This is a genomic window from Methylovirgula sp., assembly GCF_037200945.1.
In the GTDB taxonomy this organism is placed as follows: domain Bacteria; phylum Pseudomonadota; class Alphaproteobacteria; order Rhizobiales; family Beijerinckiaceae; genus Methylovirgula.
Map to the genome: position 1 here is coordinate 974321 of NZ_JBBCGP010000001.1, position 26952 is coordinate 1001272.

The following is a 26952-nucleotide window of genomic DNA, read 5'->3' on the forward strand; positions in this document are numbered from 1 at the left end:
CACACGCGACATAGCACATGATCGACGAACATCCCCTTGCGACGCGGCTTTACGGGCGCCGCAAGGGCAAAAAGCTCAGCGCCCTGCAGGTCAATCTGCGCGAAACTCTCCTGCCGCGCCTCGCGCTTGATCCGGCGCAGCCGATCATGTCGGCACCCGGCTTGTTTCCAAACGCGCCACGCGACATCTGGCTCGAAATTGGTTTTGGCGGCGGCGAACATCTGGCCGCTGAAGCGGCGGCGCATCCCGACGAGGGATTCATCGGCTGCGAATTTTTCGAAAATGGCGTCGTCAAGGTTTTGACGCTGATCGCTCACAAAGACCTCGATAACGTCCGTCTCTATCAAGGCGACGCTGGCGCCATCATCGAAGCTCTGCCGCCACAGAGCCTCGCCGGCGCCTATCTGCTTTATCCGGACCCCTGGCCGAAGCGACGCCAACGCAAACGCCGTTTTCTCTCCGACACGATGCTAAAACGTCTCGCACGCATCATGCGCCCCGGCGCGGAAATCCGCTTCGCCACCGACATCGACGACAATGCCGGCTGGACGCTGGCGCGTGTATTGGAATCGCCTGATTTCGAGTGGGGCGCGCAATCGGTGTGCGATTGGCGCGAACCATGGTCCGGCTGGGCCTCGACTCGCTACGAGGCGAAGGCGCTCGCAGCGGAGCGCACGCCGGTCTATCTCACGTTCGTGCGGACATAGAGCGTTTTCGAGCGAAATGGAAACCGGTTCGCGTGAAGAAAACGCGTTAAAATCAGGCTTTGAAAGGCCCGAAGCGCAAGAGGCCCGCGCCATTGATCTTCAGCCAGGCTTCGGCGCGCTCGACATGCGCGGAAAGCTTGCCGAGGATTTTCCAGAACGCCGGCGAATGGTTCATGTGAACGAGATGCGCGACTTCATGGGCCGCGAGATAGTCGAGCACATAGCTCGGCGCCATAATCAGCCGCCACGAGAAATTAAGCGCACCAGTCGATGAGCACGAACCCCAGCGGCTCGTCGTGTCGCGCAGAGTGATCCTGCGCGGGCTGACTCCGAGCTTACCTGCGTGGCGCGCAACGGCCGTCTCGATGTCGCGTCTGGCCTCGCGCATCAGAAAATCCTGCACGCGCCGCGCGACATGCGCCCGCTCGCCCGCCACGCACAGCATCGGCAGACTCTTGTCGCTTTGCGGATCTGGCGCCGCCTCGATCCATGCGGTGCCCCGCTGATGCGGACGTTCGACGATGCGATGATTGATTCCTCGGACAGGCACGATCTCGCCTGCGCCGAACGGCATCGGCGCAGGCAATCGTTGCAAGCGCACACCGATCCACGCAGCGTGCCGCTCGACGAAATTGCGCGCGCCAATGACCGAACCGCGCGGCGGCATCGTAAGCACCACATCGCGCGTCGCGGCGCGCACGCGCAGTGTGAAACGTCGAGCGGTGCTGATGCGCTTCAACGCAATTCGAAACGTTTCGCCGGCGTGCGAAACCTCGATAAAGGCGAGGTCAGATGTTCTCGGTGCGTTCTTGCGAGCTTCCGGCATGGACTGAATTTAGCCGCAGCCCGCCTGAGTCGCTACTGAATCAGCGGCTCACATTGGCGGCATTTTACCTTGGCCGCTCGGGGCACAGTCTTTTCGCGGCGCAACACAGAGGGCAGCCACGCCGCCACAGGCCAATTTACCGTGATTGCAAGAGCTTAGACGGGGGCGACCGCGGCATGGAACTCGCGGATTTTGGGCGCGATGAACTGCCGGTAGCGCGATCCGTTGAAGACACCGTAATGCCCGACGTTGTCCTGCTGATAGTGAAGCTTCAGCTTGGACGGAATATTGATGCAAAGGTCCTGCGCAGCTTTGGTCTGGCCAAGGCCCGAAATATCGTCCTTCTCGCCCTCGACCGTCATCAAAGCCGTCCGGTTGATGGCGGAAAGATCGATGAACTGATTGTCGTGGGTCATCTTGCCCTCCGGCAGAAGGTGGCGCACGAAAACGGTCTCGATCGTCTGCAAATAGAATTCCGCCGTAAGGTCCATCACCGCCAGATATTCATCGTAGAATTCGCGGTGCTTTTCGGCTGAATCGCCGTCGCCTTCCATCAGATGGTTGAACATTTCGATGTGCGCGTTGACGTGGCGGTCGAAGTTCATCGCCATGAAGCCTGAGAGCTGCAGGAAGCCCGGATAGACGAGCCGTCGCGCACCCGGATAGGGGTATGGCACCGGATGGATGCAATGGTCCTTGAACCATTTGCTGCCGCGCGATTCCGCAATTTTGTTCACGGCGGTGGGGCTGCGTCGCGTATCGATCGGGCCACCCATCAACACCATCGAAGCGGGGACGTCGGGATCGTGCTGCTTTTCGAGATGCGCAATAGCGGCAAGCAATGGCACGGCTGGCTGGCAGACGCCGATCGTATGCAGCGGCAAGCCATCTTCCCTGGCGCTCAGAAAACGGAAAATATCGATCAGATAATCGATATAATCGGCGAGATCGAACCCCCCGCGGGCGATCGGCACCATGCGCGCGTTGGCCCAATCGGTGATGTAAACATCGTAGAACGGCAGAAACGCCTCGACCGTGCCGCGTAGCAGCGTAGCGTAATGGCCCGACATTGGCGCGACGATGAGGAGCTTGGCCTGCGGCGCGTGGGCCCGCGGCCATTGCCGCTCGAAATGAAGGAGGCGGCAGAACGTCCGCTCCCACACCACTGTTTCGATAATAGGGACGGTCTGTCCATCGACGAAAGTCTCATCGAGACCGAAGACGGGCTTTCCGTAGCGCCGCGTCAATCGCTCGAAAAGCTCGGCCGAGGCGGCGACATTGCGGCCGACCGGCGTATGCGACAGCGGGTTGAGCGGGCTTTTGAACCAAACGCGAGCGATGTCCGAGACGGCACGGGCCGGCGCCAACGCCAGATAAGCGAGCTCATGCCATTCATAGGAATAGGAATCGTTCATCGCCCTGGTCATCCCTGATACCGCGACGGCTCATGACCCCCGCGATTTATGTTGCAACGCAGCATTGCTATTATGGTTTCTGCCAGACCGCAATGCAATCTGGAGATTGAGCCTAGTTACAGCTAAATGCGGCAGGCAGCCCGAAGTTGCCGCCTCGCTAAAACTAGAAAGCCTCACCGCGCGGATGGGAGCACCGGCCTTGATTTTTCTCGGCGTTTGGCTCGCCAGCTGGTTATAATGGCGTGTCCGGTCACACCGGGGAAACGAAAAACCGGTGCAGCGGGCAAGGGAAACCATGACGGACAGCGTTTATCTTGACCTTGGCCGACGCTCGCGCCGGCTGCGCGTCGACACGCTCGTCAAACTGCGCTGGCTCGCCGTCTTCGGCCAGCTGGCAGCAGTGCTGCTGGTCCGCTTCGGTCTCGGCTTTCCGATCCCCCTCATTCCCCTGACGATATGCCTCTTGTTCATTGCGGGCTCCGCCTGGCTCAACATCGTATTAGGCTTCCGCTACAGTCAGAGCGATCGGCTTGAGGACAAGCCGGCCGCCGCGATTCTCGGCTATGACATCATCCAGCTTGGGGCGTTGCTCTATCTCACGGGGGGGATCGAGAATCCCTTCGCGGTTCTGCTCCTCGCGCCGGTGATGATTGCCGCCGTCTCGTTTTCGCCGCGCACGACCGGCGGTCTTTTTGTCCTGATGGTGGTCGTGGCGACCGCGATCAGCTTCTTTCATTATCCGCTGCCGTGGATGCAGAATTCGCCGTTTCAAATTCCGGCGCTTTACAGTGTCGGCATCTGGGCGGCGGTCACCGTCAGCGCCGCCTTCACTGTGGTCTATGCATCGCGCATTGCCGAAGAGACCCGTAAGCTCGCCGACGCTTTCGCCGCGACCGAGCTCGTCATTGCGCGCGAGCAACTCTTGAGTCAGCTCGATGGACTCGCCGCAGCAGCGGCGCACGAACTCGGCACGCCGCTCGCGACGATCAGCATTGCGGCGAAGGAGTTGCGCCAACAGCTTCCGGCCGGCGATCACGATGACGATGTCGGCCTCATCATCCAGGAGGTGGGCCGCTGCCGCAGCATCCTCAGCAAGCTTGCCTCGCTCGGCGAGGATGAACCCGCCAATATCCTGCAGGAGATGAACCTCGATCTCTTGATCGAAGAAGCGGCCGGCCCCTATCGCGGCTTCGACATCGCGATCAACGTGGTGAAGAACGGCACGGCGCCCGAGCCCATCTGCCGGCGCAATCCCGGTCTGCTGTACGGACTTGGAAATCTCATCGAGAACGCCACCGACTTCGCCAAGTCCGAAGTGCGCGTCATCGCGCGGTGGAACAAGAACATCCTCGAGATCACGATCGAGGACGACGGGCCCGGATTTTCGCCGGACGTCATCGGCCGTATCGGCGAACCCTATGTCACGACACGCGCTGACCGGCATATCAAGCACGAGGCGGATTCAGGCCTCGGTCTCGGCCTCTTTATCGCCAAAACGCTGCTCGAACGTTCCGGCGCGACAGTCGTCACCAGCAATAGGTTGCCGCCGCAATCGGGTGCGCGCATTACTATGCGTTGGGACCGGGCACGCTTCGAGTCCAACGCATTGTCCGCAGCCGCCTTGGCCGCGCGGCTGGCGCCGCGTCCTGAAACGGGGCAGATCTCGCAGCACCCGGCCCATTGAAGATGATTGCCATTTCGCTCTGGCATCGGCAAAAAGGCCAAGAAGGCGAATTAGCCATTCTAGCGCGCGCCAAACCGGCTTAACATAGCCAAGAGGCTCTGACTTATGACGAAAACAGACCCCTTTGAACCGGAACCGGGGGCCAGGGTGGAAACAATATCGATTTTAAACGAGGCGTCCGAAGACAAGACGCTGCTGGTCGTCGATGACGATCGGGCGTTTCTGACGCGACTCGCGCGAGCGATGGAAGGACGCGGCTTCATTGTGACGATCGCGCAATCGGTCGCCGAGGGCCTCGCTGTCATTGCGCATCAACCGCCGGCCTTCGCCGTGATCGACATGCGGCTTGCTGACGGCAACGGCCTCGACGTCATCTCGGAGCTGAAGGCCAAGCGGCCCGAGGCGCGCGCGATCATCCTCACGGGCTATGGCAACATCGTCACCGCCGTGACGGCGGTGAAGCTCGGCGCTTTCGATTATCTCGCGAAGCCCGCGGATGCCGACGACATTTACGCCGCGCTGATGGCGACGCATCACGACAAGGCCGAAGTGCCGGAAAATCCGATGTCCGCCGATCGCGTGCGCTGGGAGCACATCCAGCGCATCTACGAGCTTTGCGGCCGCAATGTTTCGGAGACAGCACGCCGGCTCAACATGCACCGGCGGACGTTGCAGCGCATTCTCGCCAAACGCGCGCCGCGCTGACTTGCCTTTTTAACGCATCGGAATTGCCCGAAAACCGCTTCACACTTTTCGGTCCGATGCTTTAGAGCGGCCCGAAGCTCAATATCTCCGGGTCGGTCAGCCCATGCAGCCGGTGCGCCGCGGCGTGTGCGAAACGCATCAGCATGGCCCGGCGCGTCGCTGCTGGGAGACGGTGCTCCGGCGCCTCACGCAAGACCGCCGCGCCGAACGCATCGGCGACAATCAACCCGGCTTCAGCGGGCATGATCTCCGGCGCGAGATTGTCTGAAATCGCGAAATAGAGCCGGTCGCAATGCGCGCGATAATCCGGCCATTTCTGATCGGCACGGAAATCCGCGAGCGACGATTTGATCTCGACAATGACGATCGTCCCGTCTGTGGCCAAAGCGACCAGATCGGCGCGTCGGCCGCTCGCCAGCGGCAATTCTGTCACGGTCGAGAAACGCAAATTGCGCAAGAGGCGCCGCGTGCCGCGGGCAATGGCCAAGGCCATTTCCGATTGGCGGCCATCGGTGACAACCGCCAGAGACCCGACATGCGGCATGGACCTCTCAGGCGCCTGCGGTCGCGCCAAGTTTGGCTTCGAGCGTTTCGATTCGCTTCCGCAGCCGGTCGTTGTCGTCGCGCGCGGCGACCGCCATGTCGCGCACGGCTTCGAATTCCTCGCGGCTGACGACATCCATCGCAGACAGAAGCCGCTCCGCCTGTGCTTTGACAACGCTTTCCGCCTCGCGGCGCACGCCCTGCGCCATCTCGGTCGCGTCGCTCACCAGCTTGCTGAAATCATTGAATACATTGCTGCGGGTATCGGGCATCACGCGCTCCGTGGGTCATCCGTTCTCTTTATGTTGCGCGTTTTCGCATTTGCCGCAAGCCTTGACCTCAAGCCTTGACCTTCCCGCTCGCGCGTCGCATCACCGCCGCAGAGATCAGGCGGGCTCGGGCGGATGCTGCTTCTTATTCCCTATCCAGTCATCAATCCGATCCTGGTGAATATCGGCCCGCTGCCTATCCGCTGGTATGCGCTGGCCTATATCGTCGGGATCATTTCCGGCTGGGCGTACGTGCGCCATCTCGTCGGCAAGGATTCGCTTTGGGGACGCGTGCCGCATCCAAGCCAGGCCAGCATTGACGATCTCGTCGTCTATGTCGCCTTCGGCATCATTCTCGGCGGCCGCCTCGGCTATGTGCTCTTCTATAATCTGCCGGTCTATCTCGCCCATCCGCTCGAAATCTTCGCCGTCTGGAAAGGCGGGATGTCGTTTCACGGCGGCCTCATCGGCGCCATGCTCGGCATCATCCTCTTTGCACGCCGTGTTGGCGTGCCAATTCTGGCAGTCATGGATGCAACGGCGGCATCGGTGCCGATCGGCCTCGCGCTCGGCAGGCTCGCCAATTTCATCAAGCCTGAACTCTGGGGACGGCATACAGACGTGCCCTGGGCGATGATCTTTCCCGGATCGGACGGCCAACCGCGTCATCCAAGCCAGCTCTACGAAGCCGGCCTTGAAGGCGTGGTGCTGTTCTTCATTCTTATGCTTGCGATCCGCCTCGGCGCATTGAAACGTCCGGGATTGGCAACCGGCATTTTCGCGCTCGGCTATGGAATGGCGCGGATCATCTGCGAATTCTTCCGTGAGCCCGATCCGCAGCTTGGCTTTCTCTTCGGTGGCGCAACGATGGGCATGTTGCTGTCGGTGCCCTTGATCCTCGCCGGTCTTGTCTTGATCTTTTATGCGGCGCGCGGACGCTCCGCTTGAACGCGCTTGCGCAAGAGATCGCGGCGATGATCGCGGCCGACGGGCCAATCAGTATCGAACGTTTCATGATGCTCGCCTTGCAGCATCCGCGCTACGGGTACTACCGTACGAAACTGCCGATCGGCGCTGCAGGCGATTTCATCACCGCGCCAGAAATCCATCAGATGTTCGGCGAATTGATTGGCCTGTGGGCGGTCGAAGTCTGGCATCAGATGGGCGAACCAACGCCGTTTCGCTTGATCGAACTCGGTCCGGGGCGCGGCACATTGATGGCGGACATGCTGCGGGCGGCGCGCCTGCGGCCGGCATTTCTGCAAGCTGCCGACATCCATCTTGTCGAAGCAAGCGAAGCGCTCATGGACGTGCAACGCGCGAATTTGGGCGGCACGCCTGCGACATGGCACCCGTCGATCGACGCTTTGCCCGAAGGACCGGCAATCATTATCGCCAACGAATTCTTCGATGCACTGCCTATCCGCCAATATGTTCTGACCGGCGAAGGGCTTTGCGAACGCGTCGTCGGTCTTGATGCCAATGACGCACTTTGTTTCGGGCTGGTGCTGACCAGCGCACCTGCCGCGACATCGGCCGCACATGGTGCGATGCTCGAGGTGGGCGCGGCGGCGCAAGCCATGACGCGCGACCTCGCGGCGCGCCTTATCGCAATGCCTGGCGCGCTTCTCGCTATCGATTATGGCTATATGCGCCCCGGCAGCGGTGACACGTTGCAGGCCTTGCGGCATCATCAATCGGACGATCCGCTACGTGCACCGGGCGAAGCCGATCTCACCGCGTTTGTCGATTTCGCTGCTCTGGGACGTGCGGCAACGAGCGAAGGCGCCGCCGTCTACGGCCCGATCGGCCAAGGCAAGTTTCTCGCGCGGCTCGGCATTTTCGAGCGTGCAGCGTCTTTGAAGCGCAAGGCGACGCCCGAGCAGACGGCAGCAATCGACGCCGCCCTTGCACGTCTCGCGCGGCCGGGCCCGCAGAGCGGACCGAACGCCAGCATGGCGGAGCTGTTTAAGGTTTTGGCAATCATGTCGCCAGATCTTCCCGTGCCGCCCGGCTTCGACGCAATCGCAGGACAGGACGCATGAAGGCCGAAGCCGTCGAACTCGACATCTTGAAAACGCCGGGGCTGGCGCATGGATTTTTCACCCGCCGCGGCGGCGTCTCGCAGGGTGTCTATGACTCACTCGACGGCGGCGTCGGCTCGAAAGACGACCCCGCGCATGTCGCCGAGAATCGCGCCCGCATGGCGCAAAGGCTTGGCATCGCGGCGGAGCATCTGCTCGTGCCGTTCCAAATTCATTCGGCCGACGCCCACGCCGTAAGGGCGCCTTTCGCAAATGGCGAGCGACCTAGATGCGATGGGCTCGTTAGCGCGACGCGCGGCCTCGGCCTTGGTGTCACCGGCGCCGATTGCGGCATCGTGCTCTTCGCCGATCGTGAACGTCAGATCATCGGCGCCGCGCATGCCGGCTGGAAAGGTGCGCTGACCGGCGTGCTTGAGGCGACGATTGCCGCGATGGAGGCCATCGGTGCGCAGCGCCAAACCATCGTCGCGGGGCTAGGGCCGATGATCGGACCTCAGTCCTACGAAGTGGGGCCAGAATTTTTCGCCCGCTTTCTCGAAGCCACGCCAGATAACGCGCAATTTTTCAGGCCGTCGGCGCGCGCGGCGCATTTCATGTTCGATTTACCAAGCTTTATAAATTTTCGTCTGCGAGCGGCCGGCATTGGGGATGTCGAAGACTGCGGCATCGACACCTATGCTGACGAAGCGCGCTGTTTTTCTTACCGGCGTTCCGTGCATCGCAGCGAACCGGATTATGGCCGCCTCGTCGCCGCGATCGCGCTCGTCTGATCTTCCGGTTAGTCCGCGAGGACGGTTGAATAGGCGGCGAGCGCCGCGTTGAGCATGCCGCCGGAATAGGCGGAATCGTCCGGCTGCACGAGGCAAAGGGTCGCCATGCTGGCGCCCGTGCTACCACGCACCGGCGAGGCCGCGACCGTCGGGGCCTGCAGCGCGACAACCGCGTCGGAAAGCTCCTTCGACTGCTGCAAGAGCGTCTTCTGCTGCGCGACTTGCGCAACAGCGCTCCGGTAAAATTGCGGCGTGTCGAATCCGGCCCCGGATAATGCCATGAAGTTTCCCTCTTTTGTGGTTACGTTATAGCTCCGATGGCTTCATCGACCTTTTTTGCAACATTTAAAATTTTAACGACCCGCGCGAAAATCAGCCGCCATGCACGGTCGTATATATCAGCGCCGCGCCCGCAACGGACATCACGACGAAGGCGAGCCAGACGAAAAAGCGAGAGAGCGGGCCGCCGCGATATTCGCCGAGAATATCCGCGCGGCCGTTCATCCGCGCGATGACATAGAGGAGCGGCACGGCGGCGATGCCGTTGAAGACAGCGGTGTAGATCAGGGCCTTGATCGGATCGACGCCGATGAAATTCAGGCCGAGGCCGACCAGGGTCGCGAGAAGGATGACGCCGTAAAACCCCCTCGCATCGTAGAACTTGCGCGACAGGCCCTCCTTCCAGCTCAAGGCCTCCGCCATCGCATAGGCCGCCGAACCCGATAGAACCGGAATGGCGAGGAGGCCCAGGCCGACTACGCCAAAGGCGAAAATGCCGCGCGCGATTTGCCCGGAATGGGGGAAGGATTTGACCAGCGGTTCAAGCGCCGCCGCCGCGTCAGCCGCGCTATTAATATTCTTCACACCGTGCGCGAAGAGCACCGTGCCGGTGGTGATGATGATGAACCATTGCACGAGCTGCGAGGAAATCATGCCGATGCTTGTATCGATGCGCATGTTGCGGATGAAGTGCGGCGGCAATTGCGCCGCCCCGCCTCTGCCCTCGCGCGCCGCAACCTCGTTCTCTTCCTCAACCTCCTCGGAGGCCTGCCAGAAAAACATATAGGGCGAGATGGACGTGCCGAGGACGCCGGTGATGATGAAGAGGAAGGCCGTGTTGAATTCGATATGTGGAACGAATGTCGCGCGCAGAATCGTCGGCCAATCATTCGCGACGAGAATCGCCGTCGCGGGATAGGCGAGCAGCGCCAAAGCGAGCCATTTGAGAATGTTCGCGTAATCCGGATAGCTCATCCAGATCTCCAGCGAGATCACGACGGCAACAGTGATCAGCGCATAAATCCAGAATGGCGCCGGATAGACCAGGCGAGCCGATGCGGCGACCGCGCCGATGTCAGCGCCGATGTTGATGATGTTCGCGACCAGAACGAGCAGCACGATGCCGATCAGGATTTTGCGGCTGTAATGTTCCTTGATGACGCCAGCCAGCCCTTTGCCGGTGACTGCGCCGATTCGGCCGCAACATTCCTGAACGGCGAGCAAGAGCGGCACTTGGTAAAGCGCGGTCCACAATTGGCCGAAGCCGAACTGCGCGCCGGTCTGCGAATAGGTCGCAATGCCGGAGGGATCGTCATCCGCCGCGCCGGTGATGAAGCCGGGGCCGATGATATTGATGAGCGAGCGCTTTCGCGGTGTTGAGTCTTTCTGCCGCGCCGGGGTCTGTCTGCGTTGATACCAAACACGGCGCATGAATGTTTCCTCGTGCCTATCGCAATTTGATTTTGTGTTGAGCGACGGGAATTTGCGCACGCACTTTGTCAATGCGTGGGCGCTCGATCCGCGTCGAGACGCTCCCGATGCCATCCGAAGCCCGGGCAATCACATGACCCCACGGATCGGCGACAAGCGAGTGTCCATAGGTTGAGCGTGTGTCGTTACCAACCACGTGTACCCCTGTCTGCGCCGGAGCGCAGAAATAAGTTTCCGTCTCGATGGCGCGGGCGCGGCACAGAACCTCCCAATGGTCCTTGCCGGTGAGCAGCGTGAAAGCGGACGGCAGCGCGATGACATCCGCGCCCTTTTCCGCGAGAGCCTGGAACAGATCAGGAAAGCGCAAGTCGTAGCAGATGGCGCAGCCGAACGTGAACCCATCGGCCTGATAGGTCACGACCTCAGTGCCTGGCTTGAACGATGCGCTCTCGCGATATTGCACGCCGTCCGGCGTCACGACGTCGAACATGTGGATCTTGCGATAAATGGCGATCTCGCGACCGGCGCGGTCGAAGACCACAGTCGTATTATGAAGCCGATCCTCGCCGGGAATCTTTTCGAGGATCGAGCCGGCGTGAATAAAGATGCCGTGGCGCCGCGCCAGCGCCTGCATAGCGAGATAGGCCGGCCCCTCCCCGAGAACTTCCGCGGCTTGCTGCTTGTCGGGACGCTGGCCGCCGAGAAAGTCGAAACATTCCGGCAGAGCGACCCAATCCGGCCCCTCGTCGGCGACAGCCTGTTCGATCAACTCGCAGGCCGTGGCGATATTCGCCGCCTTGTCCTGGCGCGAATTCATCTGGATCAGACTGATCTTCATATGCCTAGTTCGCGGGCTTCGCGGATCAAGTCAAATGAAAATCCGGGGGATGAAATCCTGTCAGGCCGCCTCGCGCAGCGCGTCGCCGAAGGCACGTACGTCGGAGAGAACATGGGCCGCGAGTGTATCGAGTTCGCCGGCGAGACCGACGAGCGATTCGGCATGTTGGCTGGTGAGCGCCGCGGCTTGCGCGACATTCTCGACGTAGGCCGACGTTGCCGTCGTGCCCGAGGCGGCAGAGCGCACGTTGCGGGCGATCTCCTGGGTCGAAGCGCCCTGCTCCTGCACCGCCGACGCTATGATTGCGGAGATCTGTTCGATCTCACCAATCTTGGTCTGGATCGTGTCGATCGCGGTCACCGAGCTCTCAGTTGCCGCCTGCATATCGGCGATCTGGCCGGAAATATCCTGAGTCGCGCGCGCGGTCTGCGTGGCGAGCGTCTTGACCTCCTGCGCGACCACCGCGAAGCCGCGGCCTGCCTCGCCAGCGCGGGCGGCTTCGATCGTGGCGTTGAGGGCCAGAAGATTGGTCTGTGCCGCGATCCTCGAGATGAGGCTGACAATATCGCCGACGCGGCGCGCTGCTTCGGTCAGGCGGGCCATGCCGCTCGACGTCTCGATGCTTTCCGAGACGGCGCGTTTGACGACCGTGGTCGATTGCACGACCTGCCGGCTGATCTCCTCGATCGAGGCCAGCAATTCTTCGGAGGCAACGGCGACCGAAGAGACGTCGCCGGCGGCATTGGAGGAGGCCGTCTTGGCGTGCGACGAGCCCTCGGCGGCGTTGCGCGCGCCCGAGATCATGTCCTGGGAGGCGGTCGACATGCGCTTGGTCATTTCCGTCAGCCGCGCGACATTCGCGGAAAGGTCGGCGGAGAACTTCTCGACCTTGGCGCGGACGGCCGCCTCGCGCATGAGCCGCTTTTCGCGGTCGTCACGGGCGTGGAGTTCGTCTACCAACTCGTTGTTTTTCTTCACCCCGTCGCGAAGCACCTGAAGCGACCGCGAGATGACGCCGATCTCGTCCTTGCGCGCCGTGCCGCTGATCTCGATATCGACGTCACCACCAGCGAGCGCCGACATCTGGCGAGAGAGAATGTCGACCGGCCGGGCGACCGTGAGATAGGCGATCGGCATTGAAATGAGCAGAACCAGCAGGCAGCCCAGGGTCGAACCGAAAAGCAGAACGCGGTTGAGTTTCGCCGCCGCGTCATCGATCTGGACGGCGTAAACATGCATCGCGGCCGGGCTGGCGGTGAGCTCCGAATGGGCAAGATCGCGCACTTGAAGGGAAGCCACATAGGCGACCACGCTCACGGCGACCAGGATGCCGATGTAAAGCAGTTGTCTTAGGATCAGGCTTCGGCCAATGGTGAGAGCGCCCATGAATTCGCCTCTGCGATGCGTCGGAAAACGACAATATGTCCGGTGCGCTTCATGGGAGGTTAACGAAGCGATGGCGGCGCCGTAGATTTTTGGCCTCATCCGGTGCAAACCCCGCATAATGGCAAAAGGAGCCGTCATGTCCCTTGTCGTCGCGGTCCAGATGGACCCGATTGAGAAGATCAATTTTGCTGGTGATTCGACCTTCGCGTTGATGCTGGAGGCGCAGGCGCGCGGCCATCGACTCTATCATTACACACCGGACAAATTGACCTGGGGTCCTGGCGGCATCATTGCCCAGGCGGCGGAAATCACTGTCCGCGACCGGGCTGGCGATTATTTTACGCTGCAAAAGCCCGCGCTGCTCGAACTCGCCAGCGCCGACGTCGTGCTGCTGCGGCAAGATCCGCCGTTCGATCTCGGCTATATCACCTCGACCCATCTTCTCGAGCAATTGCCGGCGCATGTGCTGGTCGTCAACGATCCGGCCGCCGTGCGCAACGCACCCGAGAAGCTGTTTGTGATGGACTTTCCGCAATTCATGCCGGCGACCTTGATCAGCCGCGACAAGGCGGCGATCGCCGCCTTTCTGGAACAACACGGCGAGATCGTCGTGAAGCCTCTGCATGGCCACGGCGGCGCGGCGGTTTTCAAACTCACGCGCAAGGATCCAAATTTCGGCTCCCTCTACGACCTTTTCGCCACGACCTTCAAGGAGCCGTGGGTCGCGCAGGAATTTTTGCCGCAGGTGGCCAAAGGCGATAAACGGATCATCCTGGTCGATGGTATTGCGGCCGGTGCGGTGAACCGGGTTCCGGCCGAAAACGATATCCGCGCCAATATGGTGCGGGGTGGCGCCGCAGCGGCGACCGAACTCACCCCGCGCGAAAAGGAAATTTGCGCGTTTATTGGTCCGGAACTGGAACGCCGCGGCCTGCTTTTCGTAGGGATTGACGTGATCGACGGCTATCTTACCGAAATCAACGTCACCTCGCCGACCGGACTCCGCGCGATCGCCAAGACCGGCGGTCCCGATGTCGCCGCGACCATCTGGAATGCGATCGAGGCAAAACTTGCCGCCCGGCGAAGGGGAGCCACAGAATGAGCGTCAGCGAGGTCACCTCGCCAATCCAGAGGCCGCGCCGCGCTGCATTGAGCCCCGGCCAGCTTTTCGATCGTGCCGGGATCGCCAAAGCCATCTCCGAGGCCCATGCCGCCGGCATGGCGCCAGACGGGCTGCGCAATCTCGCTCTGGGGCTTTTCCGCGATGCGCTTGAGGCCGGACGCACCCGCGCGCGTGAAGTTCTCGATGCGACGCGTGGCGGCCTCGCCTGCGCCGGCAATCTCTCCAAGCTTGAAGACGAGCTGATCCGTGCTTTGCACGCATTCGCGGTGACCTATCTTCATCCCGCGCCCTCAGCCGCAGCCCGGAGCCTCGTGATCGCCGCTGTCGGCGGCTATGGTCGCGCGACGCTGGCGCCCGGCTCCGACATCGATCTGCTTTTCCTGCTGCCCTCGGATGACGACAATTGGGGCAAGCGGGTGACCGAAGCCGTGCTCTATCTGCTCTGGGACCTGAAGCAGAAGGTCGGCCATTCGACCCGCTCGGTCGATGAATGCCTCGTCCAGTCGCGGCGCGACATGACGGTTCGCACCGCGCTGCTCGAAGCCCGCTTTATCCTCGGCGACGAAAAACTCTTTGCCGATATGTACAGCCGCTTCGACAAGGAAATCGTGCAGCATAATCCGCGCGAATTCGTCGTCGCCAAGCTCGCCGAGCGCGACACGAGGATTTCCAAGGAAGGCCAGTCGCGCTACCTCGTCGAACCCAACGTCAAGGAAGGCAAAGGCGGCCTGCGCGATCTCAATTCACTTTTTTGGATCGCCAAATATGTCTATCGCATGCGCGAGGCGTCGGATCTCGTGGCTGCGGGGCTGTTCACGCCGCGCCAATACAGGCGCTTTCTGCGGTGCGAGGAATTTCTGTGGCTCGTGCGCTGCCACATGCATTTTCTGGCCGGCCGCCCCGAGGAAATCCTGAGCTTCGACATGCAGCGCCCGATCGCCGAACGGCTGGGCTATGCGGGCCGCGGTGGCCTGTCCGGCATCGAGCGTTTCATGAAACATTACTTCCTCATTGCGAAGGAAGTCGGCGACCTGACCGCTGTGCTGAGCGCAGCGCTGGAAGAACGCCATGCCAAGCCCCCGGCTATGCTCGACCGGTTTCATATAAGGATACGCCGCCAGGACAAGCGCATCACAAGTATGGGCTTTGCCGTCGAGAACGGACGGCTGAAAGCGGCACGGCCGGATGTCTTCACAAATGACCCTGTCAACCTCATCCGCATGTTCTGGCTGGCGGACCGGGATAGTGTCGCGCTGCATCCAGATCTCGCGCATCTTGCCATCTCGCATCTTTATCTGATCGACGCACAGCTGCGCGAAAACCCCGAGGCAAACCGTCTTTTTCTCGACATTCTCTCGTCGCGAAAATCGCCGGAAGCGGTGTTGCGGTTGATGAACGAAGCGGGCGTGCTTGGCCGCTTCATTCCGCCTTTCGGCCGTATCGTCGCGATGATGCAGTTCAACATGTATCATCATTACACGGTTGACGAGCATCTGCTGCGCGCGTTGGGGTTTCTCGCCGACATCGACGCGCACCGCCACCGCGACGATCTGCCGTTGACCGACACGATCATATCGTCGATCGAAAAACGCCGGGCGCTCTATGTCGCCGTCTTTCTGCATGACGTCGCCAAGGGCCGGATGGAAGATCATTCGATTGCGGGCGCTGCGGTCGCGCGCCATCTTTGCCCTCGCCTCGGTCTGACGCCGGCAGAGACAGAGACCGTCGTCTGGCTGATCGAAAATCACCTTGTCATGTCGGATACCGCGCAGCGGCGCGATCTTGCCGATCGGCGGACGATCGAAACTTTCGCGGCCCGCGTACAGACGATCGAACGGCTGAAGATGCTGTTCATCTTGACGGTCTGCGACATCCAGGCCGTCGGCCCCGGCGTCTGGAATGGCTGGAAGGGTGAGCTGCTACGCACTCTCTTTCTCGAGACGCAGATCGTCCTCGCCGGCGGCCACAGCAAGACCGAGCGAACCGAGCGGATCGAGAAGGCCAAGGCCGAACTGCACGCGCAATTGCCGACCTGGTCCGACACCGAATTCGACGCTTATGCGGCGCGCTTTCCGCAGGCCTATTGGCTGCGGGTCGATCCGTCACGAAAGACCCGTCATGCGCAACTTCTGACCCGCTGCACAGCGAATCGGCTCGAACCGATCATCGATGTGCAGACGGACGCCTTCCGCAGCGTGAGCGAGATCACGCTCATTGCGCCGGACCATCCGCGTTTGCTCTCGATTGTTGCCGGCGCCTGCGCCGCGGCCGGGGCGAATATTGTCGACGCGCAAATTTTCACGACCAATGACGGCATGGCACTCGATTCTTTTTTCGTTTCGCGAACCTTCGAGCGTGATGACGATGAGATTCGCCGGGGCGAGCGGATTGCTTTGGCAATCGAGCAAGCCTTGCGTGGCCAGATCCGCCTCGCCGATCTCGTCGCGGCCAAAAGCGCGGCGGCGGCGGCCAAGGGAACGCCCTTCAGCGTGCCGCCGCAGGTTTCGATCGATAACGAATTGTCGAATCGTTATACCGTCATTGAAGTCTCGGGCCGCGACAGAGTGGGCCTGCTCTATTCGATCACGGACATTCTCTCTCGGCTGAACCTCAACATTGGCTCGGCCCATATCGTGACCTTCGGCGAGAAGGCTGCCGACGTGTTCTATGTGACCGATTTGACCGGCGCCAAAATCACCACGAGCGGGCGAAGGGCCTCCATCCGCCAGAAGCTTCTCGACGCCTTCCCCAGCCGCGGGCCCGGGGCGGCCAAACCCGCACCGGCCTCAGCTACCTCCCAAGGAGAAGGAGACGAGACGGCGGCTTGATTTCCGCCGCTTGAACCCTGATATCGGCAGTAATTCCAAAATCGCGCGCCAGCGCCCACCCATCGATTGACGAGCAAGCGGACCCCCATGCCCGACGAAACATTACCCGAAACCAATTTTTCCGCCGCGGATGGCGAAGCGCCGTCGACGGCGGAGGGCAACCAGGATCCCTTCGTTGTCCTGCAAAATCTACAGCGCGAAAACGGCGAACTGAAAGACCGGCTCCTGCGCACGCTTGCGGATATGGAAAACATGCGCCGCCGCACCGAGAAGGAGGTGGCGGACGCCAAACTCTACGGCGTCTCCAGCTTCGCCCGCGACATGCTGAGCTTCGCCGACAATCTGCGGCGCGCCGTCGAGAACATTCCCGACGAATTGCACAAGAGCACGGATAGCGCGATCACGACGCTGATCGGCGGCATCGAAGTCATTGAGCGCGATTTCATCTCGCGCCTCGCGCGCCATGGCGCCAAGAAAATGGAGCCGCTCGGCACCAAGTTCGATCCCAATCTGCACGAGGCCCTTTTTGAAGTCCCCGACGAAACGGTTCCAAACGGCACCGTCGTGAAGGTGGTCGAGGATGGCTATACGATCGGCGATCGTATGCTGCGTCCCGCCAAAGTGGGCATTTCGCGCGGCGGTGCCAAATCGGCAAGCTAATCCAAACGACGTGGCAGGGCTTTAGGCTTGCCCTGTGACGTCGTCGGTGCGCGTCTCCTTTTTGGCGCGCGCAGCGCTTCTTTCGCGCAATTCGCCGACTTCGTCCTCAGTCAGAAGATCGATGCCCACATACCTGTTCTCGGCATCGCCGGCGCGAATGAGTTCGTCGAGCTTCGCCTGAATCGCGGCGCCGTCGCGGTTCTGCGAATTTTGAATCACGAACACCATGAGGAACGTGATGATGCTCGTTGCCGTATTAGCGACGAGCTGCCACGTATCCGAATAATGATAGATGGGCCCGAGCACTGCCCAGACGACAATCAATAGCGTGGAAATGACGAACGCCATGGGATGGCCGGCGATATGCGCGCACCACGCGGCAAATTTTGAAAATACATCCTTCATAATAGAATACTCACAGCGTAGCTGATACCAACGGCCCTAGGTTTTGACCGTTGCCCATGACCGGGTGGTTATCGAGGCCACCCGTTCGTGATCGTTGGCAAAGAAGTTCCAGGCGTCGCAGCACGTAGATACGCTCTCGTCGTAGGTTTCGTACACCGTATTCGAAAGCTTGTTGCCGCGCAGATATTCCCAGACATTTTCAATCGGGTTCAATTCGGGCGAATAGGCTGGAAGCTTCATCAGCGTCATATTTGCCGGAACATTCAAATCTTTTGCGATGTGAAATCCGGCCCCGTCGAGAACCAGGACCGCGTGGGCGTCGTCCGCAACTTTGCGACCAATAAGATCGAGGTGGACCGAGACAGACCGAGCGTTGAGAAAGGGCAGCACCACGCCCACCGCCTCTCGCTTCGCCGGACACGCCGCACCCAGGATATAGGCCCAGATCCTGCGCTGATCGCGTGGTGCAGGCGGACGGCTGCCGCGCTTTGCCCAGACCCGCGTCAGTGTGCCTTGTTGTCCGACCCGCGCTTCGTCCTGCATCCAGATCTCGATCGGCTTACCGCGCGCGTGTTCGGGTAAAGCCGCGGCTACATTGGCTGCGAACTCTTTTTAAAAACCTCCTGCGCGGCCGGGTCCGCCTTGGGGTTGAATGGACGTACCGAAAGCCGGCGATAGCCAAGTGCGTCGAGAAGCTTTCCAACCGTGCGTTCGTGCAAGACGAGCCCGAAATCCTGCTTAAGCCGATCCCGCAAATCAGCGCGCCGCCACCGCACGACTTTGTCTTTGCCGGCCTGCGGACCCGCCTCCACCAACGCGATCAAGCCTTGCTTCTGCTCAGCCGTCAGCCTCGATGAGCGGCCCGGCGGGATCTTGTTTTCCAGGCCGGCAAGTCCGTCCGAATTATACCGATGAACCCAATCGCGCAGCGTCTGCCGATCCATCCCACAATTGCGCGCTGCTGTCGTTCGATCCGCCCCTTCCATCACCAGCGCCAGCGCCAGCATCCGCCGTGCGGCCGCCGCGTTCTTCGATCGCGCTGACGCCTGCCGCAGCTCAGACGCTGACAAATCCAGACGAGTCACTGCAATCCCAGCCATCACACGCCTCCAATTCCACCGTCGCCGATCGAATCAGAATTTCGCACCCTTGGGAATCCCCACCCGAGTCATCCCCTCGGGCCGCTGGTATTACCCTTCGGCAAAACAATTCTTTCCTCAAAAAGTTCCGCTTGGGCCTGCGCACCTTCACACGGAACCGAAACGGCTCCGACCCCGTTATTCCGCCATAATTTGAAGGAGGACAGACAATGGGTCTCGGTAAAGGACTGTTGCTTTGGCTGATCGGTATTCCGATCCCCGTCATCATTTTGCTTGCGCTGTTCTTGCATCATTAAGCAGGCGGCCAATGGCACGGCGATCGCAATCGATCGCTGTGCCATCGTACTTTAGGCCGACTATGGCGCGGTCACACGTCTGAGCGTGAGATTGATACGGCGCTCCCGAAGAAGATCGGACGTTCCCCTCGAGATGCGCGGAACGCCGTGAAATGCTAAGCGCGCTTTTCCAGTTAATACCACGGCATCCCCGGACGCGAGGACGATGGATTGCGTCGGGCCGCCGCGCGACGTCCCGCCCCATCGGAAAACGCAGGATTCGCCGAGCGACAGTGAGACGACCGGCGCCCTCAAATCATTTTCGTCTTTATCCTGATGCAACCCCATATGCGCCGCGGTCCCGTAGACATTCACGAGGCAGGCTTCAGGCGCATGCACGTACGCGCCAAGTTCGTTCCAGGCTTTGATTGCTAACGCTGGAATCGGCGGCCATGGCAAACCGGTTTCGGGATGCGTTGCCTGATAGCGATAACCGCCATCTCGATCCGATATCCAGCCGAGCGGCCCGCAATTCGTCATCTCGACCGAGAATGGCTTGCCGGTTTTCGGCATCCGTGGCTGAAACAAAGGCGCGGCGGCAATGACGGCTTCGATGTCTCGCAATAAAGCCCGCTGCTCGGCTTCAGCCAAATAGCCGGGCACATAAACAAGTCCGTCAGCAAAGGTTTCGCGCTGCCCGGCGAACAGCGTCATGACACCGGCCGCTGGCCCGCCGCGGTGAATTGCGTGTAAGCATCTTCGTCCATCAATCCATCAAGCAGGGCCGCGTCATTGATGCAGAGACGGAAGAGCCAGCCGTTACCTTGCGGATCGGCGTTGACACGCGATGGCATGGCAATGACGTCGGTATTCACTTCGATGACTTCGCCATCGGCCGGCGCCATGACCTCGAATGCTATCGTGACCGAGACGAGAAGCGCGGTGCGCTCGCCCTTCTTTACGATCGTACCCAGTTTCGGCAGTTCGGCAGAGATAAAAGTCCCGGCCGCACGCGCCGCATAGGAGGTGATGCCAATCAGTGCAATGTCACCATCGAGCCGCAGCCATTCATGGTGATTGGTGAACCGCAACATCAGAGTAAATCGATATGTGGTGAGAGGACTTTCTTCGTCGCCACCGTCGCATCTGGATTGAGATGGTAGACCAAGGCCGCGCCGGTTGCGATTTCGGCATCGAGAATCGTGTCAGGGGTTAGTTGATCGAGCACCATGAGTAAAGCGCGCAGGGAGTTGCCGTGCGCGACAACGAGCGTGCGCTTACCACGCAGAACACACGGCAAAATCTGCTGACAATAATAGGGAAGGACGCGGGCGATCGTATCTTTCAGGCTTTCGCCGCCCGGCGGCGGCACGTCGTAGGAGCGGCGCCATAGATGCACCTGCTCTTCGCCCCAGCGCTGGCGTGCCTCGTCCTTATTGAGGCCAGAGAGATCGCCATAATCGCGCTCGTTCAACGCCAGGTCGCGCAGCGTCGGCACGTCCGGCGTGCCGAGCATTTCGAGAATCAATCCGAGTGTCTTTTGCGCGCGTGAAAGCTCGGAGGTGAAAGCTTTATCGAAACCTAATCCCTCTGCCTTCAACGCGCCACCGGTGTGTCGCGCCTCGGCGACGCCGCGGGCCGTCAACCCCGGATCCTTCCAGCCGGTGAACAGGTTCCTGAGATTCCATTCGCTCTGGCCGTGCCGCACGAGAACGAGAAGCCGCTGCATGAAAGGTTCCTACTTCAAGCCGAGCACGTCGGCCATCGAATAGAGGCCGGGCTTGCGCCCGCGCGCCCAGACCGCTGCGCGCAACGCGCCGCGCGCGAAAATGGTTCGATCCTCTGCCTTATGACTGAGTTCGAGCCGCTCGCCCGGACCGGCGAAAATCACCGAATGGTCGCCGACAACCGTGCCACCGCGCAACGCCGCAAAGCCAATCGTGCCTTCATTGCGCTTGCCGGTGTGGCCATCGCGGCTGCGCACCGATTGCTCATCGAGCGAAACATCGCGGCCGCGCGCGGCTGCTTCGCCGAGCAGAAGCGCGGTTCCCGAGGGCGCGTCGACTTTCATCCGATGGTGCATTTCGACGATTTCGATATCGAACTCCGGCCCCAGCGCACGCGCGACCTTTTCGACAAGACCGGCGAGCAGATTGATACCCAGACTCATATTGCCGGATTGGACGATCGTGGCGTGATGGCTCGCGGCCCCAATTTTTTGGTGATCCTCGCCGGAAAGACCCGTCGTGCCTATGATATGGATCATACGCGCCTGTGCGGCGAGAGCGGCGAGTTCGACGCTGAGATGTGGCGACGAAAAATCGATGATGCCGTCGGCTTCAAGCGCGGCCGTCAGCGGGTCGCTTGAAATCTCGACGCCGAGATGGCCGCAGCCAGCGTAAATGCCTGCATCCTGACCCAGAGCAGGGCTATCGGGCCGATCCAGCGCCGCGGCGAGGGTGACCCCCGGTGTCTTCGCGATGAGATCGATGATGGCGCAGCCCATGCGGCCTGCCGCACCCGCAACGATGAGCCGCATATCACTCATTTCAGCCTCCAGGATTGCCGCCGTCTATAAGGGGGCCCCGAGCGAATGAAAAGTTCTGCCGCGAGAATGCCTGTCACGGCCGGGTCACAGAGTCTCGTTAGGGTTTTCTTCGACCAGGGAAGCTTCCGGCAGCGCGCCGGGCAGGCGAGCCGGATGTACGTTCGCTTGTGCTTGCCCTCGGTCACCCAGTTGTGGCGTTGCGTTAAAGTTGCGTTTGCGTTGGAGTATCGCGCGTAGCTCTCACTGCGCCGTGGCGATTTCGTGCTGAATCGCCTCGGCTGCAGCGCGCGGATCGGTCGCCTCCGTAATCGGCCGCCCCACCACAAGATAGTTCGCCCCCGCCGCGATTGCCGCCGCTGGCGTCGCAATGCGTTTTTGATCGCCCGCCTCGCCGCCCGCTGGGCGAATTCCCGGCGTCACCAGGATCATCTCCGGCCCGATCGCGCGGCGAAGCTCAGCAGCTTCCGAGGCCGCGGCCACGAGCCCGTCGATGCCGAGCGCTTGCGCCTGTTGCGCACGATGCGGGACGAGATCGCGGACTGGAAAGCGATACCCGGCCTCCGCGAGATCATCGTCGTCGTAGGAGGTGAGCACCGTCACCGCCAGCAATTTGAGGTCGCTACCGGCCGCGCCTTCTTTCGCCGCCGCCATGGTCTGCGGGAAGGCATGGACCGTCAGAAACGTGGCGCCCCGGCGTGCGATCTGCGCCGTCGCCCGCTTCACCGTGTTGGGAATATCGTGCAACTTGAGGTCGAAGAAAATTTTCTTACCCTGCGCCGCGAGTTCATCGGCGAGCGCGAACCCTTCGCCGCCATAGGCGAGTTCCATACCGATCTTGTAAAAGGACACGCTGTCGCCAAGCGTCGCGACGAGTGCACGCGCCTGCGCGACCTCCGGAAAATCGAGGGCAACGATCAGTCGGTCGGATGTTTTGATCGCGCTCATGCCACGGCTCCGGCACGGCGATAGACCCAGACTCGCGCGGGCGGCACGTTGCGCCAGATCCAGGGCGATGTTGCAAGCCGATTCCGCGGCGCCAATTTCAACGGCATGGGCGAAAACAGGCTGTAGGAGAATTGCACGAACGGCCCGTCCGGCGTCATGAGATCGAAAGCCTCGGCAAGCAAAGCCGCGCGCTGTGCCTCCGGCCGGGTGATGAGCGGCAGGCTGGAGACAACGGCCGTGGGCGCCTCGGTCAGTCGCGCGCCGAGCGTCGCCCGCAATGTATAGGCGTCACCCTGAACGACATTGACGCCGGGAAACCGGGCGCGAAGCAAATCGCAGAATCCCGGCTCATATTCGATAAGAAAGAGCCTTTCCGGCGCGAGGCCGCGCTTGAGCAGCGCCTCGGTCATGACGCCGGTGCCGGGGCCAAGCTCGATCACCGGGCCGGGACGCACCGGATCGACCTCGGCCGCCATCGCAGCGGCGAGCGCCGGTCCTGAGGGCGTCACGGCACCGAGCAGGAGAGGATTCCCCGCCCAGGTCCGCAGAAATTGCGCGGCATCGGCGCGGCGGTTTTGCGGCTTCACGGCTGATGGCTGGGTCACGGGTCGCCTTGGAACGAAACTATGCGCGGCGCAAAGTCGCCGACCTGCCCGCCAGCGTCAAGCAAGCCATGCTTCGCATGACGTCCTGCCGCCCTAATTGCCGAGGTTTTCGAAGAAGTCCTTCATCTTGGCAAAGAAGCCAGACGATTCCGGATGCGTATTGTTCGACGAGAGGGACTCGAATTCGGCCAGAAGTTCGCGCTGCCGCTTTGTCAGATTTTGCGGCGTCTCGACGTTGACCTGAATGTAGAGATCTCCGACCTCGCGCGAACGCAGCACCGGCATGCCCTTGTTGCGGACTTTGAATTGTTTGCCGGACTGTGTGCCCTCGGGCAACTTCACCTGGCTCTCGCTGCTGTCGATCGTCCGCACCGCGATTTCGCCGCCGAGCGCCGCCTGCACCATCGAGATCGGTACGCGGCAGAAGAGGTCGGCACCGTCGCGCTGATAAAACGGGTGCGGCTTCGTTGCGATGAAAATGTAGAGGTCGCCAGCCGGGCCGCCGCGCACGCCCGCCTCGCCTTCGCCCGCCAGACGGATGCGGGTGCCGTCCTCGACGCCGGCGGGAATGTTGACCGCAAGATTGCGCTCGCGCGTCACGCGTCCGGTGCCTGAGCAGGTCGTGCAGGGATTGTCGATCACTTCGCCCTGGCCGTGGCAATGCGGGCAGGTGCGCTCGATCGAGAAGAAGCCCTGCTGCGCCCGCACCCGGCCATAGCCACCGCAGGTTGCGCAGGGACGTGGCTTGGCGCCCGGCTTGGCGCCCGAGCCCGAGCAGGCCGTGCAGGCAATTGACGTCGGCAACGTCAGATTGGCGGTCTTGCCAGCGAAGGCTTCCTCGAGCGTGATTTCGAGATTGTAGCGCAGGTCCGAGCCGCGCGTGGCGCCATTGCCGCGACCGGCACGGCGGCCCATCACATCGCCGAAAAGATCATCGAAAATATCTCCCATCGAGGCGCCGAAACCGTCACTCGCGCCGTTGGCAAAGCCGTTGCCCTGCTCAAACGCGGCATGGCCGAAGCGATCGTAGGCCGAGCGTTTCTGCGGATCGGAGAGACATTGATAGGCCTCGTTGACCTCCTTGAACTTGACCTCGCAGGTCGTGTCGCCGGGGTTGCGGTCTGGATGAAATTGCATCGCGGCTTTACGGAAAGCCGATTTCAACTCCACCTCGGTGCATGTCCGTGACACGCCAAGGGTCTCGTAAAAGCAGACCTTGCCCATTGCTTATCTGTCCCTGCGCCGCCCCCGCGGCGCTCCTTCTCTAAACTGTAGTCGATTCAGCCCGATCACCGAGCCGGGCCGGCTTCCTGAATGACGTGAGTCAACAGATAAGCCACGGCCGCCGAAACACCACCTGCACGCGAACGCAAAAAGGCCAGGCGATTCCGCCTGGCCTCTCCGCTATTTCCGTGCGCCGTGCATAATCAGGCCGATTTCTTGTCGTCGCCGACTTCCTTGAAGTCAGCATCGATGACATCGTCCTCCGTGCCGCCCTCGGAGCCGGCACCCGCAGCCGGGCCCGCCTCGCCCTGGGCCTTATACATGGCTTCGCCGAGCTTCATTGAGGCCTGCACCAGATCCTCGGTGCGCGCCTTGATCGACTCGGCGTCCTCACCTTCAAGCGCCGTCTTCAGCCCCGCGACTGCGGATTCGACCGCGCTCTTGTCGGCTTGCGAAACCTTGTCGCCATATTCGCTGAGCGTTTTCTCCGCCGTATGGATCATCGCCTCGCCATGGTTCTTGACGTCGACCAGTTCACGCCGCGTCTTGTCTTCCGCCGCATGCAGCTCGGCATCCTTCACCATTTTGTCGATGTCAGCCTCGCTGAGGCCACCCGACGCCTGGATGCGGATCTGCTGCTCTTTATTGGTCGCCTTGTCCTTCGCCGTCACATTGACGATGCCGTTGGCGTCAATGTCGAATGTGACTTCGACCTGCGGAACGCCGCGCGGTGCCGGCGGAATGCCGACGAGATCGAACTGGCCGAGCATCTTGTTGTCGGCCGCCATTTCGCGCTCGCCTTGGAAGACGCGGATCGTCACCGCAGTCTGATTGTCTTCCGCGGTCGAGAACACCTGGCTCTTCTTGGTCGGGATCGTCGTATTGCGATCGATGAGCCGCGTGAACACGCCGCCCAAAGTCTCAATACCGAGCGACAACGGGGTCACGTCGAGCAGCAGCACATCCTTGACGTCGCCCTGCAGGACGCCGGCCTGAATCGCTGCGCCGATTGCGACAACTTCGTCCGGATTGACACCCTTGTGCGGCTCCTTGCCGAAGAAGCTTTTCACGACTTCCTGGACTTTCGGCATACGGGTCATGCCGCCGACGAGGACGACTTCGTTGATTTCGCCGGCCGTGAGACCGGCATCCTTCAACGCCTTGCGGCACGGCTCGACGGTGCGCTGGATGAGATCGTCAACCAGAGCTTCGAGTTTAGCGCGCGTCAGCTTCAAGGTCAGATGTTTCGGACCCGACGCATCAGCAGTGATGTAAGGCAGGTTGATTTCGGTCTGCGTCGCCGACGAGAGTTCGACTTTCGCCTTTTCCGCCGCCTCTTTCAGGCGCTGCAGAGCGAGCTTGTCCTTCTTCAGGTCGATGCCCGTCTCTTTTTTGAACTCGTCGTTGAGGTAATCGACAATGCGATTGTCGAAATCTTCGCCGCCAAGGAACGTGTCGCCGTTGGTCGACTTCACTTCAAACACGCCGTCGCCGATCTCAAGGATCGAGACGTCGAACGTGCCGCCGCCCAAGTCATAGACCGCGATCGTGCCGGTGCTCTTCTTGTCGAGCCCATAGGCGAGCGCCGCCGCCGTCGGCTCGTTGATGATGCGCAGAACTTCGAGGCCCGCGATCTTGCCGGCGTCTTTGGTCGCCTGACGCTGAGCATCATTGAAGTAAGCGGGAACGGTGATGACGGCCTGAGAGACCGGCTGGCCGAGATAGGCCTCGGCGGTTTCCTTCATCTTCTGCAGAATGAAAGCCGAAATCTGCGAGGGCGAATATTGCTTGCCGTCGGCCTGCACCCAGGCGTCGCCGTTCGGGGCCTTGATAATCTTGTAGGGAACGAGGCCGATGTCCTTCTTGGTCATCGGGTCGTCGAAGGGGCGGCCGATGAGCCGCTTGATTGCAAAGAAAGTGCGTTCCGGATTGGTGACCGCCTGGCGCTTGGCCGGCTGGCCGACGAGCCTCTCGCCATCATCGGTAAACGCGACGATGGAGGGCGTGGTGCGGGCGCCTTCCGCATTCTCGATAACTTTGGGCGTCGTCCCTTCCATCACCGCTACGCATGAATTGGTGGTGCCAAGGTCGATGCCGATAACTTTAGCCATGTCGTTTGTCCTTTCGAGCCGCAAGACCGGTTGGATCCCGAAGCGATCCAGCAATGGGCGGACGGGTAAAGGCCGCCCGGTCCCCGATAGAAGTCAATGTGGTAGCGCCGCAGGAGGGCGCAAGATGAGGTCGTATATAAGCGGGTCATTTTTCGACGCAAGGCAGCGCTTGGGCCTAAGTGCCAGACCACACAGGCAAAATGGTGTTTTGCCGGCGTGCGCAATGACCG

Annotated in this window: 27 protein-coding genes; 9 read left to right on the forward strand and 18 right to left on the reverse strand. The window is 61.3% G+C overall.

Annotated elements, in window-relative coordinates:
* Positions 1-17 precede the first annotated feature (17 nt).
* Positions 18-707 carry a tRNA (guanine(46)-N(7))-methyltransferase TrmB gene (locus WDN02_RS04595; RefSeq protein WP_337292381.1) on the forward strand — a complete coding sequence of 230 codons (690 nt, stop codon included), beginning with the start codon at positions 18-20 and terminating at the stop codon, positions 705-707.
* Between the two features lie 52 nt (positions 708-759).
* Here the strand turns inward: WDN02_RS04595 and WDN02_RS04600 are convergent, their stop codons facing one another.
* Together WDN02_RS04600 and phaZ are read right to left on the reverse strand one after the other, a co-directional pair.
* Complete coding sequence (locus WDN02_RS04600; protein WP_337292382.1) at positions 760-1533, reverse strand: SprT family zinc-dependent metalloprotease; 774 nt, start codon at positions 1531-1533, stop codon at positions 760-762.
* Positions 1534-1688: 155 nt separating this feature from the next.
* Positions 1689-2948, reverse strand: coding sequence for a polyhydroxyalkanoate depolymerase (phaZ, locus tag WDN02_RS04605; RefSeq protein WP_337292383.1), 1260 nt, complete (start codon positions 2946-2948; stop codon positions 1689-1691).
* 295 nt (positions 2949-3243) lie between these two features.
* On the opposite strand from phaZ, the gene WDN02_RS04610 reads away from it, so the two are divergent.
* Positions 3244-4632, forward strand: a complete 1389-nt coding sequence (locus tag WDN02_RS04610) for an ActS/PrrB/RegB family redox-sensitive histidine kinase (RefSeq protein ID WP_337292384.1) — start codon at positions 3244-3246, stop codon at positions 4630-4632.
* Between the two features lie 105 nt (positions 4633-4737).
* Entirely contained in the window at positions 4738-5337 is a 600-nt protein-coding gene (locus tag WDN02_RS04615; RefSeq protein WP_337292385.1) for an ActR/PrrA/RegA family redox response regulator transcription factor, read from the forward strand.
* A 61-nt stretch (positions 5338-5398) separates the two neighbouring features.
* Here WDN02_RS04615 and WDN02_RS04620 read toward each other — a convergent pair whose 3' ends face one another.
* Both WDN02_RS04620 and WDN02_RS04625 read right to left on the reverse strand, forming a co-directional pair.
* Positions 5399-5881, reverse strand: coding sequence for an MmcB family DNA repair protein (locus WDN02_RS04620; RefSeq protein ID WP_337292386.1), 483 nt, complete (start codon positions 5879-5881; stop codon positions 5399-5401).
* A 7-nt stretch (positions 5882-5888) separates the two neighbouring features.
* On the reverse strand, positions 5889-6152 hold the full coding sequence (locus WDN02_RS04625; RefSeq protein ID WP_337292387.1) for an accessory factor UbiK family protein: 264 nt from the start codon (positions 6150-6152) through the stop codon (positions 5889-5891).
* A 132-nt stretch (positions 6153-6284) separates the two neighbouring features.
* Between WDN02_RS04625 and lgt the strand changes: the two genes are divergently transcribed.
* The 3 genes from lgt to pgeF are packed head-to-tail and all read left to right on the forward strand — an operon-like array spanning position 6285 to position 8964.
* Positions 6285-7097: a prolipoprotein diacylglyceryl transferase gene (lgt, locus tag WDN02_RS04630; RefSeq protein ID WP_337292388.1), complete on the forward strand. Its 813-nt coding sequence runs from the start codon at positions 6285-6287 to the stop codon at positions 7095-7097.
* The gene (locus WDN02_RS04635; RefSeq protein ID WP_337292389.1) at positions 7094-8194 is read left to right on the forward strand and encodes an SAM-dependent methyltransferase; all 1101 of its coding nucleotides are present in this window, start codon (positions 7094-7096) and stop codon (positions 8192-8194) included. Before lgt ends, WDN02_RS04635 begins: the two co-directional genes overlap by 4 nt.
* Positions 8191-8964, forward strand: coding sequence for a peptidoglycan editing factor PgeF (gene pgeF / locus WDN02_RS04640; protein ID WP_337292390.1), 774 nt, complete (start codon positions 8191-8193; stop codon positions 8962-8964). The genes WDN02_RS04635 and pgeF overlap by 4 nt, the downstream gene beginning before the upstream one ends.
* 8 nt (positions 8965-8972) lie before the next feature.
* On the opposite strand, the gene WDN02_RS04645 is transcribed toward pgeF, so the two are convergent.
* From WDN02_RS04645 to WDN02_RS04660, 4 genes are all read right to left on the reverse strand, one after another.
* On the reverse strand, positions 8973-9245 hold the full coding sequence (locus WDN02_RS04645; RefSeq protein ID WP_337292391.1) for a hypothetical protein: 273 nt from the start codon (positions 9243-9245) through the stop codon (positions 8973-8975).
* Positions 9246-9336: 91 nt separating this feature from the next.
* Positions 9337-10674, reverse strand: a complete 1338-nt coding sequence (locus tag WDN02_RS04650) for a divalent metal cation transporter (protein WP_337292392.1) — start codon at positions 10672-10674, stop codon at positions 9337-9339.
* A 16-nt stretch (positions 10675-10690) separates the two neighbouring features.
* The gene (locus WDN02_RS04655) at positions 10691-11512 is read right to left on the reverse strand and encodes a carbon-nitrogen hydrolase family protein (RefSeq protein WP_337292393.1); all 822 of its coding nucleotides are present in this window, start codon (positions 11510-11512) and stop codon (positions 10691-10693) included.
* Between the two features lie 60 nt (positions 11513-11572).
* On the reverse strand, positions 11573-12898 hold the full coding sequence (locus tag WDN02_RS04660) for a methyl-accepting chemotaxis protein (RefSeq protein ID WP_337292394.1): 1326 nt from the start codon (positions 12896-12898) through the stop codon (positions 11573-11575).
* Between the two features lie 136 nt (positions 12899-13034).
* On the opposite strand from WDN02_RS04660, the gene gshB reads away from it, so the two are divergent.
* From gshB to grpE, 3 genes are all read left to right on the forward strand, one after another.
* The gene (gene gshB / locus WDN02_RS04665) at positions 13035-14000 is read left to right on the forward strand and encodes a glutathione synthase (RefSeq protein ID WP_337292395.1); all 966 of its coding nucleotides are present in this window, start codon (positions 13035-13037) and stop codon (positions 13998-14000) included.
* On the forward strand, positions 13997-16849 hold the full coding sequence (locus tag WDN02_RS04670) for a [protein-PII] uridylyltransferase (protein WP_337292396.1): 2853 nt from the start codon (positions 13997-13999) through the stop codon (positions 16847-16849). The genes gshB and WDN02_RS04670 overlap by 4 nt, the downstream gene beginning before the upstream one ends.
* Positions 16850-16936: 87 nt before the next feature.
* Positions 16937-17509 (forward strand): nucleotide exchange factor GrpE, encoded by a 573-nt coding sequence (grpE, locus tag WDN02_RS04675; RefSeq protein WP_337292397.1) that lies wholly within the window; start codon positions 16937-16939, stop codon positions 17507-17509.
* Positions 17510-17530: 21 nt separating this feature from the next.
* On the opposite strand, the gene WDN02_RS04680 is transcribed toward grpE, so the two are convergent.
* The 10 genes from WDN02_RS04680 to dnaK all read right to left on the reverse strand — a co-directional run bounded on the left by WDN02_RS04680 (position 17531) and on the right by dnaK (position 26722).
* Complete coding sequence (locus tag WDN02_RS04680; protein ID WP_337292398.1) at positions 17531-17914, reverse strand: low affinity iron permease family protein; 384 nt, start codon at positions 17912-17914, stop codon at positions 17531-17533.
* Between the two features lie 36 nt (positions 17915-17950).
* Positions 17951-19014, reverse strand: a protein-coding gene (locus WDN02_RS04685; RefSeq protein ID WP_337292399.1) for an IS630 family transposase whose coding sequence is annotated in 2 segments (ribosomal slippage) — positions 17951-18522 and positions 18522-19014 — 1065 coding nt in all. Because the reading frame shifts where the segments join, the coding sequence is not laid out codon by codon here.
* A gap of 356 nt (positions 19015-19370) precedes the next feature.
* A complete protein-coding gene (locus WDN02_RS04690; RefSeq protein ID WP_337292400.1) occupies positions 19371-20003 on the reverse strand; it encodes an alpha-ketoglutarate-dependent dioxygenase AlkB in 633 nt (210 codons plus the stop codon).
* Positions 20000-20383 carry a glycine cleavage system protein H gene (locus tag WDN02_RS04695; RefSeq protein WP_337292401.1) on the reverse strand — a complete coding sequence of 128 codons (384 nt, stop codon included), beginning with the start codon at positions 20381-20383 and terminating at the stop codon, positions 20000-20002. The genes WDN02_RS04690 and WDN02_RS04695 overlap by 4 nt, the downstream gene beginning before the upstream one ends.
* Complete coding sequence (locus WDN02_RS04700) at positions 20383-21018, reverse strand: 2,3-bisphosphoglycerate-dependent phosphoglycerate mutase (RefSeq protein WP_337292402.1); 636 nt, start codon at positions 21016-21018, stop codon at positions 20383-20385. Before WDN02_RS04700 ends, WDN02_RS04695 begins: the two co-directional genes overlap by 1 nt.
* Before the next feature lie 9 nt (positions 21019-21027).
* Complete coding sequence (dapB, locus tag WDN02_RS04705; RefSeq protein ID WP_337294864.1) at positions 21028-21828, reverse strand: 4-hydroxy-tetrahydrodipicolinate reductase; 801 nt, start codon at positions 21826-21828, stop codon at positions 21028-21030.
* Positions 21829-22077: 249 nt separating this feature from the next.
* The gene (gene pyrF, locus WDN02_RS04710) at positions 22078-22782 is read right to left on the reverse strand and encodes an orotidine-5'-phosphate decarboxylase (protein WP_337292403.1); all 705 of its coding nucleotides are present in this window, start codon (positions 22780-22782) and stop codon (positions 22078-22080) included.
* A complete protein-coding gene (locus WDN02_RS04715) occupies positions 22779-23387 on the reverse strand; it encodes a methyltransferase domain-containing protein (protein WP_337292404.1) in 609 nt (202 codons plus the stop codon). The genes pyrF and WDN02_RS04715 overlap by 4 nt, the downstream gene beginning before the upstream one ends.
* 93 nt (positions 23388-23480) lie before the next feature.
* The gene (gene dnaJ, locus WDN02_RS04720) at positions 23481-24611 is read right to left on the reverse strand and encodes a molecular chaperone DnaJ (protein WP_337292405.1); all 1131 of its coding nucleotides are present in this window, start codon (positions 24609-24611) and stop codon (positions 23481-23483) included.
* A gap of 203 nt (positions 24612-24814) precedes the next feature.
* Complete coding sequence (gene dnaK, locus WDN02_RS04725; protein ID WP_337292406.1) at positions 24815-26722, reverse strand: molecular chaperone DnaK; 1908 nt, start codon at positions 26720-26722, stop codon at positions 24815-24817.
* Positions 26723-26952: the final 230 nt, after the last annotated feature.